The sequence below is a fragment of the Leptolyngbya sp. GB1-A1 genome (assembly GCF_039962475.1).
Classification (GTDB): Bacteria; Cyanobacteriota; Cyanobacteriia; order Elainellales; family Elainellaceae; genus Leptolyngbya_A.
Map to the genome: position 1 here is coordinate 252,159 of NZ_JAMPLI010000002.1, position 14,017 is coordinate 266,175.

The window sequence follows — 14,017 nt, forward strand, 5'->3', positions numbered from 1 at the left end:
AGAACGCTGAAAGTACAATTCCTGAAGCGAGGTGAAACTTTTGCGGGTTTCTCCTGATCCTGCTGGGTTAAACCTCGTTCAAAAACTCATAGAATAGGGAAAATTATCGTCTGAATCTTTTAATTACATCTCTTTGTATTAATTCTGGCATGACCCACACCACCGACATCTCGACGCTTGCCCGCTGGATGGCAGCTGACTTTAGCAACCAGGCGCAGGCATTTGAAAATCCACCCTTTTTTGCTCACATTCGAGTTTGTATGCGTCCGCTACCCGTTGATCTGTTGTCGGGTACGAGCCTCTTTGTTGAGCAGGCATACGACTATATGCTGAATGATCCTTACCGGGTGCGCGTTCTCAAGCTGATCGCGAAAGGCGATCGCATTGAAATCGAAAACTATGTCGTCAAAGACGAAACGGCTCTATATGGTGCGTCTCGCGATTTGAATCGGCTGCAAACGCTGCGACCAGACCAGCTTGAGAAGCTTCCAGGCTGTAACATGATTGTCCAATGGACTGGGCATAGCTTTAAAGGTTCGGTGGAACCCGGCAAAGCCTGTATTGTGCATCGTAAAGGGCAGGCAACTTATCTAGACAGCGAATTTGAAATTGACGAGCAGAAGTTTATCAGCCTCGATCGCGGGCTTGATCCAGACACCAACGAGCTAGTGTGGGGATCGATTGCCGGACCATTTCACTTTATTCGACGAGCCAGCTTTGCAAATGAAGTTAAAGTTTCACACTAACTTCAGCAATTTCACTGAGAAGCTAGATTAAGATCAGGTGCCAATAAGCCACTTCAGCAAAGAGAGACACTGAGAAAATTAATCAATACTCATTTTTAGGATTCATATCGATACTCATTTTTGGGATTCATAAATAGGAGTCTTAGGAAACCATAGGAAGAAGAGAGATTACAGGAAAAAGATTGCAGGAAAACCGATCGCAGAAAAAATGATCGCAGGAACCTGTCCTTGGGCACTTGTAGTCAGAGTATAAATGTGATACTTCTGCTGCAGGTGTTACCTGGAATTGTTTTCTGCATCGTGTTCCCTGTGTTGTATCCCCTGCATTGTGTCTCCTGTGCCGTGTTTCCCTGGATTGCTTCATCGTGCTGTTTGCTGTCCTGCCCCTGATAGCTGACTGTACAACTGTTCGACAGTTCACTCGATCGCCTTAAACAAACCGATCGCCTCAGGCGCTTCGCTTACGTTCATAGCACTATTTAGGAAGTCGTCAAGCATGATGGATTCCTGGTCAGATTACTATCAGCGTCGGACCATCCAAGTTCAGCCCAATCTTTTGCAGGAGCAGTTACTCTACAGCCATCTTCTCGATTGTGCCAGGGTAGAATCACCCGATGCGCTGATCGAGCGCTTTTGGATGCTGTTCATTGATGGCGCAGGCTACCCAAATCATGAAATTTGGCTGGCACTTAAGTGCGTGATTGACTCACCCTACGTTGAGAAGGATTTTAAGTTCATTCTCAATCGAAGCTGTCACATTTTGATTAACCACTGGCTAATGCAGCCCCGGCTCCACAGTGCGATCTCGGAGTTAGTGAACCAATTCGATCGCGTTTCAAACAGTCATGCTCGATCGCGAACAACCCTTCGCCTTCGGCAGCTTGTGAAGCAGTTTAAATCCACCGAGCAGTATGCCGCCCTGCAACGCCTGGCACAGGTGGTTAGTCAAACGCCAGATAACTACACTGGCTCCAGACCCTTGAGAACGCTGATTCGCCGCTATCCCTGCCTGTACGAAGCAAACCTGCTGACTAGGGACAGTTCAGACGAGCAGCGTCGTCGGGTGCGCCAGATTCGCCGTCAAGTGCAGCGTCAGTTTGAGCGAGACCTCGCCTGCTATGCTACCCATCGACAGATCGGCAACAGCTTCAGCCTTCAATCCAATGAGGTTCAGCCTGATGTGCGGCAGGATGGTCGATTGCCCCAGCCCAATGGCTCTTGTGCATCGCTGCAAAACCCGACCCTACTTAGCGATCGCCAGATCGATCGGGCACTGCTCCACTTCGGCGGCAAGATCGATGGTTCTAATACTTACCGCGATCGGGCACATCGCTTTGTTACCTATACCAGTCACACTTCGTCCTATCGATCGTTTAAGGATGACCTCTACGAGTATTTGGTGGAGTCGATCGATCCAAAATATGGCAATTGCCAGTTTAATTCGCGCCTGCACCAGTTCTTAAAGGAAACGCTGCCAGAGCATCACGCCGACCCGTTTTCCGATGTGCTGATGGTGCAAACCTGCCGCCGTCTGCTGAACCTCCTGGTCGTAGACAGTCCTCAGAAGCTCAACCACAGTTTATTTGTCGATCTGACGGGCAATCTGGGCATTACAACGACGATCGGGCTGCTGCTGAAGATTGTCTTGATTTGCCGCAAGGTGAAGCCCTGCCTGGAAGCACGTCTGGCGATTTTGTTTAAGCACTATGAAACCTATGCCAGCGATGCTGTAACCTGGCTGATTCAATCGCTCGAGAACCTTAACATCGCGCTAAGCCTTAACTTTGGCACGCTGAAGCTGTATCAGGGGAGTTCTCCCTGCGGCTCATAAAGGGTGTTGGAATCATACAGAGGTTTTGAAAGGGCGATCGAACCGCCCCCTAAATCCCACATTCAGGGGAGACTTTGAGCCGGAGTAAAGTTTGAAGTCCTTGGGTTGAGGAATTCTGAACTGAACCTTTGATCGGAAGTCTCCTACGGATGGGAACTGGGGGCGAATGCAGGAATGCTGGTACTTTCAAGGGAATGTTTTAAATCACCCTTATAAATTCCCTAGCTGACTTTGTGTTCGTAGTAGCTGGAGATATGCTCGTAGACTTCATCGGGGAACTGGAGGTCGCGATAAACGTTGCAGCTATCGGGATCGTCGGGATTGGGGCAAATGGGGAAATCCTGCTGCTGCTGCCAGTCTAAGATGCGATCGCGCTTGGGCGGATTATAGTCTTTGCCCTCGACCTGCTTCACCAGTGCCTTAGCTTCCGTTTCGCTGAAATCGGAGTCTTTTTGCAGATATTCAATCAGCTCGTCTTCTGTCATAAAATGACGCGCAATCATGGCAAAGGTCAGTCTGCCGTAATGTCCAATGTCTTTGCCTTCATTGAGGGCATCCAGCAGATGCGCCATCATTTCGCTTTTCCGAAGTTCTTCGAGTGCCATATCGGTTTCCCGGTTCAAGAATCCATACTCTTCCTGTTATAAGCAGCAACGATCGATGTGCCGTCTATCTCAGGGTATTGATTCTAGTACATAGGAACTAACAAAAGGGAGATAAAAGAATGAGCGGGTCAGTGAAAGCTGCTTTGCAAAAACCACTGCCATAGGAAAAATGACAGCATTCCCAGTCCGATCGTAAGCAACAGATTTTTGGTTTTGTAGCTGACCAGAACCGCGACAATTGCCCCGACCAGTCGAGCATTGGTTGGCGTGATTTGCAGCTCATTCCCCGTCGGCATTAGCACCGCAGGAACCACGATCGCTGTCAGCACTGCCGGAGGAATGTATCGCAGCAGTTGCGTGAGTTTTGAGGACAGGCGAATCCGTCCGCAGAGTGCCAGCAGCCCATAGCGAATTGCAAACGTGATTGCCGCCATGCCAGCAATTAAATAAAATTCGTTCATTTTGTCTCCTGACTAAAAAACTGCTCTACAGCGAATCCGGCGGCTACCCCTGCTAAAGCGGCAACTAACAAGCCCAGTTGATGCGGCAGAGAATGGGCAAGCAACGCAGTTACACCTGCAACCAGAACGGTCATGAGCATGGGAACGGTGATGACGTAGGGAACGACCATGCCAATAAACGTGACCGACATGGCAAAATCAAGACCCCACTGTGTTGCATCAGGAAGCTGCTGACCGAGCCAGATGCCAATCGCCGTCCAGAATTGCCAGTTCCCATACATAAACAGGGCGGCTCCCAGGTAATACCAGTGCTTGTAGGGCGACGGATCAGATTGATAGTAGCGGGCGATCGCCACCGCAAAGGATTCATCGGTGAGCCAGAAGCCCATTGCCAATCGCCATCGGTGAGCCAGTTTTCCCACATAAGGAAGCAACCCGATCGCGTACAGCAGATGGCGCAGGTTGACGACCAGCGTCGTGAGCAAAATTAGCGGTAAAGGCGTTCCAACGGCCAGTAAGCCTAGCGAGATGAACTGCGCTGACCCGGCAAACACGAAAGCAGACATTGCCAGCGTTCCGGCGATCGAGAGTCCGCTCTTGACTGCCAGCGTTCCAAACAAGATTCCAAACGGCGTTGCCCCGACCACGAGCGGAAACATGGCTCGACTGCCTGCCCAAAACTCGGATCGAGGTGTGGGTAGACCCGCCGAAACGGAAGTAGAGTGAAGCATTCCTGTGAGTGAACCCTAATTGAATGAATTACAACCGTCCTATTCTAGGAAAACTGCTTCTGGCAAATCTTGGACGTTTTTGCAGCCGATCGCATACTGCTTTGGCGTAACTCCAACCAGTCGTTTGAAATGGCGATTCAGGTGACTTTGATCTGTGAATCCGGTATCGACAGCGGCTTGCGCTAAGGGAACTCCCGATCGCAGCAGTGCCTTCGCATTCATGACGCGGGTTTGCACCAGATAAACGTGCGGCGGCAAACCAACGTGCTTCTGAAACAAACGCAGTAGCCGGAGCGGTTTGAGTTGGGCAAGCTGGGCAAGCTGCTCCAGGGTAATACTGTGCATATAGTTTGCCTTCAGATAATCCTGAACCTGCCGGACAACCTGGATCTCATTGCCAATGGGAGTAAAGCGAGGACAAACATCGGCATATCGGGCAATGAGCTGGGCAAATAGCCACAAAAAGCGTGACTCTCGCTCTAAAACCGATCGCGAATGCTCAATTGTTTGATGAAGCTGCCGAAGCAGCGCCGCTAACTGGGGGTCATCCATCACGGGATTGGGGAAGTAGGGCACTTCGATCGGTTGCTTTGCACTTTCCTGAAGCGTTAGTCGTCCGGTAAATTCGGCTGCCGCCTTTTGCATCAGAGAGACATCCGGGTACAGCATTCGATAAGTCCAGCCATCAGAATTTGCGGCGTGTCCCGTATGCACTTCGCCAGGGTGAATTACCACAATGCTGCCTGCCGGAGCCTGATGAGTTGCGCCCTGATAGGTGAATTCTTCGATGCCCTGCTCGATGACGCCGATCGCATACCCTTCGTGAGTATGGCGTGAGAAGGTATGCGTCACATAAGTTGCGCGCAGCATCTCTAAGTTTTGCAACGCAGGATCGCGCCAAAACTTGGCAGTTTCCTGAAGCGGTTGCGCCATCTTTTTCCCTGAGTCTACTTAAAACAGATAGCTTTAGCGTAGAAGATTTCTGCCCGGTCTGTCTCGGATGTTTTTGCATCAGCTAAGGCACTGCTAGAGGCTGTCGCGGCAAGGAGCAATCCTATCCATATCTTTTTGAACTCTTGCTTAATCTTTCTTAAGGAATTTTCTAACGATCGTTAGGTGTAAATTGGTTTTCGGAACCGCTACTTTAAGTTATGTATTTACACTACGTTATTTTCCCCTAAAGATTAACGCATAGAGGTTTCAATGAACGCTACGACTCCTATAAATTTCAGAGAAAATAGCGAAGTAGATTCTAAAAACAATGGAGAACCTTCTGAACTAGAGAAAAAGCTAAATGATTTAATTACTGTTTCAGAATTACTAGTCAAGTTAATAAACCTGAGAGCAGTATCTATAAGACTCCATGCAGAATTACTCTACCGTCCTAAATACATTAAGGGTGAGAAAAAAGAAACGAAAATTAAAGTGATTCAGGAAGCCCTAATCGAGCCTGAGCCTCTTTTTGAATTAGCAGAATCTTTGAAGGAAACTCCGCTAAATCAGCATCAGAAACGATTGCCCGGGCTATTGCATGACGTAACAAAGATTAATTCTGGAGATGAAGTTCTACTAAAAGAAAAACAAATTAGAGAAATTATTAGTGATATTAACTTGATGCACAAGAAACTGAATAGTCTTTTTAATCACTCTTTACTACCTATTTCTATTAGGGGTGAGGTTGTTCAAACTTTAATGCCTAAGATTGGACATCCAGAATTGATTCAAGAAGCAGAAAGTAACTACAAAATCATCAGAAAGCTGCTAGCTTCAATTCAAGCATTGCTTACTGATGAAGAGGATTGTCAGCAGGAACAGAAGTCACAAAAGGAAAATGATGGTGTAGATGCTATCGACATCGAAAAGCTATTAAAACTAGATATTCTACACCCAAAGGCGCAGTCAATTATTGGTGCAATGACCGCAATAGAATTACGCAGGTTACGAATGGAAGAGCTGTTTTTCCAGGATCAGAAGAAAAGACAAAAGACTGTTAGATTGGCTACAAGTTATATTGTTGTAGTTGCGATCGTTACTCTGTTTATTCCTACACTTGAAGCTATTTTTCCTGGGCTGTTGCAAGCGATTCTTTCTAATCTTTCTAAACTTTTTAAACTGAAATTAAATTTTCCAACTAGTTTTGATAGTAGGACAATTAGTACTCAAACTGTTCCACTCCTTAATATACCTGCATCTGTAATCATCTGGAGCTTCATTGGTAGCTTTGCTGCAATGATCCATCGCTTTAATCGAAACTCAGTTTATTACTTTAATGACCTTGTTAAGTGGATGCTGACGCGCCATGTTCAAGGAGTTGTTCTCAGCTCAGCTTTTTATTTAGTTTTAGTTTCTGGATTATTCTTAATATCAGGAAATGGACAATCTCTCGGTTCAAGCCAAGATAATAATGTAATTTCCGATAATAATGTAATTTTGGTTTTATCGTTTTTAATTGGTTTTAGCGATCGATTTGTAGATAGCGTATTTGATACGTTAATTGAGAAATATTCAGGAAACAAAAAGGCTGCACCGAAGAGAAGATCACTGCGCTTAAGGCGTTAAGTCGCAAGCGTAAGATATTTCGCAACGTGACACATGAGTTTCAGAGATTCATGCATCTCAACGATCGCCTTTCCCATTACAAAAGCTCAATGCGTTACGGCTTACGCCTAACACATCCTACGAAATTCGATCGAATCGAGTTTTTAGCTCAGTGCAGTCACTTCTTTCTGCTGCTGATAAATTTGCTTAAAGCGGTTTTGCTGCACTTTGTGATCGACGATCGGTTCTGGGTAGCCGCAGCGTTCGCGATCGTAGGAGCCAATCTTGCCTGTGACTAAATCGGCTGTGTCGATGCTCCGCAGTTCCGGTAGATATTCGCGGATATAGTCGGCTTCCGGGTCAAATTTTTGTGCCTGGCTTGCAGGGTTGAAAATGCGAAGCGGCTTTGGATCCATACCGCTCGATGCCGTCCATTGCCAGCCGCCGTTATTGGCAGACAGATCGCCGTCTACGAGCTTTTGCATGAAATATTTTTCGCCCAATCGCGGATCGAGCAGCAGATCTTTCACCATGAAGCTTGCAACAATCATGCGGCAACGGTTGTGCATCCAGCCGATCGTATTCATTTGACGTATGGCAGCATCGACGATCGGGTATCCGGTTCGCCCTTCGCACCACGCCTGAAAGTAATCGTCCCGGTTTTCCCAGGGAAAGTTTTTGAACGAATCTCGGTATGCACCGTCTGCCAGTTCCGGAAAGCTGTACATCGCGTGCTGATAAAACTCTCGCCAGGCAATCTCCTGCTGCCAGGACTGCACATTTTCCCGCGTTTCATCGCTGCGGCTCTGGCCATAAACCTGCTCGGTTGCTGCCCAAACGGTTCGCACGCCGATCGTGCCAAATTTCAACGCCGCGCTGAGCTGAGACGTGCCCCGCACCGAGGGAAAATTGCGCTGTTCGCCGTATTCCGTGAGCGAGTCGTTGCAGAATTCTTCTAGTCGCGCCATTGCCGCACTCGTGCCCGGAGCCAGGGGAAGAACGTCTACATCCCAGACAAAGCCCAGATCCTTCGCGCTGGGTAGGGCGGTAGCTTCGCTGTTGCCGGAGGCAATCGTCCCGACGGCTTGAGCGGCCTGCTGTTCAGCTTCGGTCAGACCCGTTGCTCCTTCCAGATTCAGAGCCGGAGCTGCTTTGGGCTGACTTCTCCAGTTGCGCCAGAACGGACTGAAGACGGTGTAGGGCTGTCCCGATCCGGTGATCACTGCCCTAGGGGCGTGCAAAAGCTGATCCCAAAAGGGTTGAACTTCGATGCCCGCTTCGCGCAGAGCGGCTGCTACGGTTCGATCGCGTTCCCGTCCGTAAGGTTCGACATCGCGATTCAGGTGAACGGCTTTAACATTCAGAGCCTTTGCCAGTGCCGGAATTCGCTCGATCGGGTTGCCTTCCAGAATCAAGAGCTGGCTGCCTGCCTGGGTATACTGCTGCTGTAACTCTCGCAGGCTTTCGATCAAATAAGTGACTCTGGCAGGAGCAACATCATCACGATCGAGAATCAGGCGATCGAGGCAAAAGACCCCGACGACTCTAGGCGTTTTCTGACGGGCAGCCGCCAGTCCGATATTGTCAACCGTTCGTAAGTCGCGACGATGCCAGAACAGAATCAGATCAGTCATGAAATGAATTAGCGTGGTGAGGGATGAACATTTGTCCTATCTTGAATTGTGGCAGGCAGAAAAAACTCTAGCAGAAGATATTGCAAAGTAACCGATATTTCGCGAATTTTCTAAAGCGGAACCAGATTAACCTAAGCTCTTATTAGGCTGGTGATTTAATATCAGGGCAGAAAAGTTCTTCAGCGTCTAGAGCAAGTGTTGTGTCACGATCTACCCCTACCTCGACTATCGGTGGTGCTGCCAGAGAGTACCACTGGAACTGGAAGAAAAAGTCCGTCACGATCGCCTATGAAGTGATGGGAGAGGGCAAACCGATTTTGCTCTTGCCTGCCCTCAGCAGCGTTTCATCGCGGGGCGAAATGCGGGGAATTGCTGAACGGCTTGCCCAGCAGTATCAGGTGGTGGCGATCGACTGGTTGGGCTTTGGCGAATCTTCCCGTCCGTTTTTGAACTACACGCCCCCGGTCTATCGGGCACTGCTGCGCGACTTTGTGCGATCGATGTTCTTGGAACCCGTGGTCGTGATTGCGGCAGGACATGGAGCCGGATACGTGATGGATCTGACCCAGCAGCCGAATCCGCCTTGGTCCTGGGTGGTGCTGGTTTCCCCTACGTGGCGCGGACCGCTGCCGGCTGCCTTTGGTGAGCATCGCTGGTTTTATAAGCTGCTTAAGACGATCGTTCGCCTGCCGCTGCTGGGACAGTTGCTTTATTTTCTGAATACGCTGCCGCCCTTTCTGGCACTGATGTATCGTCGCCACGTTTACGGCAACGGCAAAAATGTCACCCGGAAGCTCATTGGGCAGAAATGGCGCACGACGCAACGCTGGGGAGCGAGACACGCCTCGGTTGCTTTCGTTACGGGAGCACTGGATTCGGTTAAGAACCGCAGCAAATTTATGGACTACTTTCAGCCTTTGCCGCCCGTCCCGGTACTGATGGTGATCGGCGAACAAACGCCACCTAAATCAAGAGCCGAGATGGAAGTGCTGGCACACTTTACCGCTGTGCAGGTCTACCGGATGCCCGGTTCGCTTGGACTGCATGAGGAATATCCAGAGGAACTGATTGAGGGAATTTTGCCCTTTTTGAATAAGTATTTGTCCTAACGAATTCTGTAGCATGGGGACTGCCTTCCCCTATCCCCGCAGATGGTTTGAGCAGTGTTTCAAGTTTTACATCGCCTTTAAAAACGATGAGTGCCCCACCCGCAGATAAGACACTCACCGCACAAACGCTTTAGGAGCAAAGATCCTTACCCGCTCCTGTCGGCAATCCCTGGCAAACCTGTTCCTTAGTCAGGAAGCCATCTTTGATCACCGTGTCTTGAATATTACTGGCATCTACAAGCTGCGGCTTCGAGAGCGCAGAGAGAATTTGACCGCCCTCAGTCGTTTTCGTCGTCGCATTGGTCAACGAGGCAGTATCCGTGCCGTTGCTCAGAGCCGCCACAATTTGAGCCGCTGCTGTTGCAATATTAATGAGCGGCTTATAAATGGTCATGCTTTGATCGCCTGCCAGAATCGCCTGAATATTGGAGGCATTGGCATCCTGACCTGTCACCAGCACTTTACCGTTGAGGTTTTGGGCGCGCAGTGCGGCGATCGCTCCCGTCGAGAGAATATCGCTGGCAGCGTAGATTGCCTGAACGTTGTTTTTTTCGCGGGTCAGTACGCCTTCGGTGAGCGATTGCGCTTTTGCCAGATCCCAGTTCGGCGTGTACTGATCAAATACCAGGTTCAACTCCCCCCGATCGAAATACGGCTGCAGGACTTTCAGCGCACCCTCACGGAACTGCAACGCATTATTATCGGTGCGGGAGCCATTCAGCATTGCCACGTTTGCACCGCGCTTCAGTCCGTAGGCTCCTTTTTTATACTGATCGATAATGTATTGCCCCTGCATTTCACCGACGCGCACGTTATCAAACGAAACGTAGTAAGCAAGGTCATTGTCTTGAATCAGTCGATCGTAGGCAATCACCGGAACGCCAGTGGTTTTCGCGGACTGCACGATCGCCGAAGCTTTTTGACTATCGTTCGCACCAATTACTAAAATGCAGGCTCCTCGTGTTAAAGCGGATTCTGCCTGGTTTTGCTGGGCATCGGCGTTATTGTTGGCGTTTGCATATTGAATCTGAGCATCAGGAAGGGCCTTTTTGATTTCCTGTTCTAGCAGGGGGCGATCGTAGCTTTCCCAGCGGGTTGAAGTGTCAGTTTCGGGCAGCAAGATTCCAATATTCTTACAGCCCTGGGCAGCAGGAAACGCAGTCGAGGCGTTTGTGGTTGGGCGATTTTGATTTTGTGCCGTATTTCCGTTAGGAGCTGACGCATTTTGGCTACAGGCAGTCAACGCGTTGAAGAAAAGAAAGCTACCTAAGAAGAATGCAAAAAATCTACTTAAAGACTGATTTCTTCTAAACATAGGGGTATACTTTTACGCGACGCGAGATATGAAGAGACGAAAGGGAGTTAAGTTTTTCTTCCTCTGGAAGAACCTATTAAAAACAACCCGAAATACTCTAACTTCAGAGCTTTTCATTATTCTTTAAGAAGCGTTTTACAAGAATAAAAATCCTGCGTTTTTCAATAGCAATTCAGCTTAGTCACTTCCGCTGAAAAAAGACATCATTCAGAATGAGGATAAACTGATTCCCATTCAATACAAGCCAGGTTCATGAAGTGATATTAAGCCTTGTAAAAGGATTGGCAAAAAATCTTTTTTGTGAAGCGATACTGAAATACTTAAATAAGTTATTTAAAACAAAATAGCAACTGCTCGCCTTTTCAGAGGGTGTTTTGAAACGGTGTGAAAGAACGGTGTGAAAGAGTGAATTGCCTCTTGTCGTCTGGCTTTAAGGCAGCGAAATTTGCTTAAACATCCACCTCGATCGCGGGCTTCCATCAGCAAAGAAGCGGCTGGTTTCCCCCATGTGATAGCCTAATCGATCGTAAAACAGCGCGTTTTCAGGTTGTGCCAGCCGATATTCTAGCCGCACCCAATTCACCTGATGTTCCTGAGCAAATGCCTCAACTGCCTGCATTAATTGCCGCCCGATGCCCTGACGCTGATACTGGGGCAACACCGCCAATCGATGAACATAGACAAACGGCTGACACGCTGCGACATCGTTCCGCACCTGACACCGAACGCTGCCCCCAATCTGCCCTGCAGTTTCACAGAGCACGATGATTCCTGCGGCTAACTCCTGCGCGACATCGGCTTCGGTTTCCTGCCACAGGCTGCTGTAGGGAAGCCGATCGCGGTAGCCAGCATAGGCGATCTGGGTCATGGCATGAATCGCAGGCACATCGGCAGGCGCAGCATTGCGTAAAGTACCGACCTGGAGACAGCTACCTTCCTGGGAAACAGCAAAGCGATCGATCGTCATCTGTTAACCGTGTTTCTAGAGACCAAATCAAGACGAGCCAAATTTTTGCTTTGCCTGTTCGTAAACTTCCACGGTGATCTGCGTTAAGCCTGCGTCCTGAGCAAACTTCTCGATCTTCTTGCGAGCCGCCGGACGCACAAAAAACGGAATTTCTTTCAGGCGAGCTTCTGCTTCAGTCGTCCATTCGATCGCGCTACTCATAGGTTTTTGATCTGTTTTTGATCTTAGTGGTTCAGCGTTCAATTCATTCGTCTATTTACTCTACCCTGTTTCCCATTTCTCAAAAATGCTCACCCCCGCATAGGCCCAGAATTCATGCTCTGCACAATCGCATTCCGCATTCCTATTCCTGGACAGATAAAAATTATTCCTCGTCGCGCCCGATGTACAGTGAGAATACGATTTTGAGCATTGATTTTGAGCATTGATTCCGAGTACTGACTCTGAGTATTGCCTATGACCGCATCAGGCTACATTCTGGCACTGGATTTAGGAACGACGGGCAACCGTGCCTTTGTATTTGATGCGACAGGGCAGATTGTCAGTCAGGCATATCGGGAACTCACGCAGCACTACCCGCAGCCCGGATGGTTAGAGCATGATCCGATCGAAATCTGGCGGACAACCTGTGAGGTAATGCGATCGGCGATTCAGCAGGCAAAGATTCACGCGAATCAAATTCAGGCGATCGGGCTAACGGTGCAGCGCGAAACCTGTCTGGTCTGGAATAAAACGACAGGAGAGCCGCTTCATCGAGCGATCGTCTGGCAGGATCGGCGCACGGCTACCCACTGTGACGATTTGAAACAGCAGGGCTACAGCGCAGAGATTTTTGAGCGAACCGGGCTGGTGATTGATGCCTATTTTTCCGCCACGAAGCTTTCCTGGCTGCATCAGTATGTTGTTAAACCGTCAGGGATTGATGCGGCGAACGTTCTAGCCGGGACGATTGACACCTGGGTTTTATGGAACCTCACCGGGGGCAGAATTCACGCCACTGACGACAGCAACGCCAGCCGCACAATGCTGTATAACCTTGAAACGCGACAGTGGGATGCTGCTCTGCTCGATCTGTTTCAGATTCCCGCTCACTGGCTGCCGCGGATTCAGCCGAGTCTGAGTCAGTTTGGCACGATCGATCCTGGAATTCTAGGTGCAGCGATTCCTGTAACCGCAATTCTGGGCGATCAGCAGGCTTCTTTGTTCGGGCACGGGTGCGATTCTCCCTATCGCGGAGCTGCCCATCATTCGGGGCTGGTGAAATGCACCTATGGCACTGGCTGTTTTCTGGTTGCCCATACCGGTCAGGAGATTGTTCGATCGCCCCAGCAAATGATCGCCACGATCGCCTGGACTAAAGCTGATTCTGAAGCTTGCGGCTATGCGCTGGAAGGCAGTATGTTCACGACGGGAGCCTGCATTCAGTGGTTGCGCGACGGCATTCAGCTGATCCAATCCGCTGCCGAAACCGAGATGCTGGCTCAGCAAGTGCCGGACAACGGCGGCGTTTACTTTGTGCCTGCGCTGAGCGGCTTAGGTGCACCTCACTGGGATATGACTGCACGGGGCGCATTTTTCGGGATTACAGGCGGCGCAAAGCGTCCCCATCTGGTGCGATCGGTGCTGGAGTCGATCGCCTTTCAGGTGAAAGAAGTAGTGCAGGCAATTCAAGAATCGGGCGTGTCGATCGATCGGCTCAGGGTAGACGGTGGCGCGTGTAACAATGATTTCCTGATGCAGTTTCAGGCGGATGTGCTGGGCATTCCGGTTGAGCGTCCCCTGGTGCAGGAAACGACCGTTCAGGGCATTGCCTTTGCTGCGGGTCAGACGATCGGCTTTGGTCAAGATTTCCAGACCTCAAGCCGTCAGGTCGATAGGGTGTTTGAACCTGGGAGCAGCTCTGCTCGTGCGATCAAATGTTTTGCAATCTGGCAAGAGGCAGTCAATCGGGCGAAACACTGGGAGCGAGCGAAGGATTAATTGGGGTGAGTGTCATCGCCTTCTTGAAAGGGATTCTATATTGGTATTTGGGTTAGAAGACGTTTGAGAAGTCTGAATTGTGCTCCGAACCACCCCCCAA

13 protein-coding genes are annotated in these 14,017 nt (G+C 49.5%); 5 read left to right on the top strand and 8 right to left on the bottom strand.

Annotated features, from left to right (window positions below; all coding sequences use genetic code 11):
• Positions 1-149: 149 nt before the first annotated feature.
• Positions 150-746, top strand: coding sequence for a chromophore lyase CpcT/CpeT (locus NDI45_RS03065; protein WP_348246223.1), 597 nt, complete (start codon positions 150-152; stop codon positions 744-746).
• 496 nt (positions 747-1,242) lie between these two features.
• Positions 1,243-2,577: a hypothetical protein gene (locus NDI45_RS03070; protein WP_348246224.1), complete on the top strand. Its 1,335-nt coding sequence runs from the start codon at positions 1,243-1,245 to the stop codon at positions 2,575-2,577.
• Positions 2,578-2,798: 221 nt separating this feature from the next.
• On the opposite strand, the gene NDI45_RS03075 is transcribed toward NDI45_RS03070, so the two are convergent.
• The 4 genes from NDI45_RS03075 to NDI45_RS03090 all read right to left on the bottom strand — a co-directional run bounded on the left by NDI45_RS03075 (position 2,799) and on the right by NDI45_RS03090 (position 5,307).
• Positions 2,799-3,182 carry a hypothetical protein gene (locus NDI45_RS03075; protein ID WP_190794373.1) on the bottom strand — a complete coding sequence of 128 codons (384 nt, stop codon included), beginning with the start codon at positions 3,180-3,182 and terminating at the stop codon, positions 2,799-2,801.
• Positions 3,183-3,310: 128 nt separating this feature from the next.
• Positions 3,311-3,643 carry an AzlD domain-containing protein gene (locus NDI45_RS03080; RefSeq protein ID WP_190794374.1) on the bottom strand — a complete coding sequence of 111 codons (333 nt, stop codon included), beginning with the start codon at positions 3,641-3,643 and terminating at the stop codon, positions 3,311-3,313.
• Positions 3,640-4,374, bottom strand: coding sequence for an AzlC family ABC transporter permease (locus tag NDI45_RS03085; RefSeq protein WP_190794375.1), 735 nt, complete (start codon positions 4,372-4,374; stop codon positions 3,640-3,642). Before NDI45_RS03085 ends, NDI45_RS03080 begins: the two co-directional genes overlap by 4 nt.
• Before the next feature lie 39 nt (positions 4,375-4,413).
• Positions 4,414-5,307: an AraC family transcriptional regulator gene (locus NDI45_RS03090; protein WP_348246227.1), complete on the bottom strand. Its 894-nt coding sequence runs from the start codon at positions 5,305-5,307 to the stop codon at positions 4,414-4,416.
• Between the two features lie 270 nt (positions 5,308-5,577).
• On the opposite strand from NDI45_RS03090, the gene NDI45_RS03095 reads away from it, so the two are divergent.
• A complete protein-coding gene (locus NDI45_RS03095) occupies positions 5,578-6,933 on the top strand; it encodes a hypothetical protein (protein ID WP_348246229.1) in 1,356 nt (451 codons plus the stop codon).
• A gap of 143 nt (positions 6,934-7,076) precedes the next feature.
• On the opposite strand, the gene NDI45_RS03100 is transcribed toward NDI45_RS03095, so the two are convergent.
• The gene (locus NDI45_RS03100; protein ID WP_348246231.1) at positions 7,077-8,546 is read right to left on the bottom strand and encodes an FAD-binding domain-containing protein; all 1,470 of its coding nucleotides are present in this window, start codon (positions 8,544-8,546) and stop codon (positions 7,077-7,079) included.
• A 200-nt stretch (positions 8,547-8,746) separates the two neighbouring features.
• Here NDI45_RS03100 and NDI45_RS03105 point away from each other — a divergent pair, with 200 nt between their 5' ends.
• On the top strand, positions 8,747-9,655 hold the full coding sequence (locus tag NDI45_RS03105) for an alpha/beta hydrolase (RefSeq protein WP_347277928.1): 909 nt from the start codon (positions 8,747-8,749) through the stop codon (positions 9,653-9,655).
• Positions 9,656-9,785: 130 nt separating this feature from the next.
• On the opposite strand, the gene NDI45_RS03110 is transcribed toward NDI45_RS03105, so the two are convergent.
• From NDI45_RS03110 to NDI45_RS03120, 3 genes are all read right to left on the bottom strand, one after another.
• Positions 9,786-10,898, bottom strand: coding sequence for a substrate-binding domain-containing protein (locus tag NDI45_RS03110; RefSeq protein WP_242067576.1), 1,113 nt, complete (start codon positions 10,896-10,898; stop codon positions 9,786-9,788).
• A 502-nt stretch (positions 10,899-11,400) separates the two neighbouring features.
• On the bottom strand, positions 11,401-11,937 hold the full coding sequence (locus NDI45_RS03115; protein ID WP_348246233.1) for an N-acetyltransferase: 537 nt from the start codon (positions 11,935-11,937) through the stop codon (positions 11,401-11,403).
• Between the two features lie 27 nt (positions 11,938-11,964).
• Positions 11,965-12,138 carry a PCP reductase family protein gene (locus tag NDI45_RS03120; protein ID WP_348246235.1) on the bottom strand — a complete coding sequence of 58 codons (174 nt, stop codon included), beginning with the start codon at positions 12,136-12,138 and terminating at the stop codon, positions 11,965-11,967.
• A 255-nt stretch (positions 12,139-12,393) separates the two neighbouring features.
• Between NDI45_RS03120 and glpK the strand changes: the two genes are divergently transcribed.
• Positions 12,394-13,917 (top strand): glycerol kinase GlpK, encoded by a 1,524-nt coding sequence (gene glpK / locus NDI45_RS03125; RefSeq protein ID WP_348246237.1) that lies wholly within the window; start codon positions 12,394-12,396, stop codon positions 13,915-13,917.
• Positions 13,918-14,017 lie beyond the last annotated feature (100 nt).

What these genes read in the sequence shown, in the direction of transcription:
- NDI45_RS03090 (WP_348246227.1), bottom strand. Translation starts at nt 5,307, where the DNA reads ATGGCGCAACCGCTTCAGGAAACTGCCAAGTTTTGGCGCGATCCTGCG.
- NDI45_RS03115 (WP_348246233.1), bottom strand. Translation starts at nt 11,937, where the DNA reads ATGACGATCGATCGCTTTGCTGTTTCCCAGGAAGGTAGCTGTCTCCAG.
- NDI45_RS03100 (WP_348246231.1), bottom strand. Translation starts at nt 8,546, where the DNA reads ATGACTGATCTGATTCTGTTCTGGCATCGTCGCGACTTACGAACGGTT.
- glpK (WP_348246237.1), top strand. Translation starts at nt 12,394, where the DNA reads ATGACCGCATCAGGCTACATTCTGGCACTGGATTTAGGAACGACGGGC.
- NDI45_RS03085 (WP_190794375.1), bottom strand. Translation starts at nt 4,374, where the DNA reads ATGCTTCACTCTACTTCCGTTTCGGCGGGTCTACCCACACCTCGATCC.
- NDI45_RS03095 (WP_348246229.1), top strand. Translation starts at nt 5,578, where the DNA reads ATGAACGCTACGACTCCTATAAATTTCAGAGAAAATAGCGAAGTAGAT.
- NDI45_RS03075 (WP_190794373.1), bottom strand. Translation starts at nt 3,182, where the DNA reads ATGGCACTCGAAGAACTTCGGAAAAGCGAAATGATGGCGCATCTGCTG.
- NDI45_RS03065 (WP_348246223.1), top strand. Translation starts at nt 150, where the DNA reads ATGACCCACACCACCGACATCTCGACGCTTGCCCGCTGGATGGCAGCT.
- NDI45_RS03070 (WP_348246224.1), top strand. Translation starts at nt 1,243, where the DNA reads ATGATGGATTCCTGGTCAGATTACTATCAGCGTCGGACCATCCAAGTT.
- NDI45_RS03120 (WP_348246235.1), bottom strand. Translation starts at nt 12,138, where the DNA reads ATGAGTAGCGCGATCGAATGGACGACTGAAGCAGAAGCTCGCCTGAAA.
- NDI45_RS03080 (WP_190794374.1), bottom strand. Translation starts at nt 3,643, where the DNA reads ATGAACGAATTTTATTTAATTGCTGGCATGGCGGCAATCACGTTTGCA.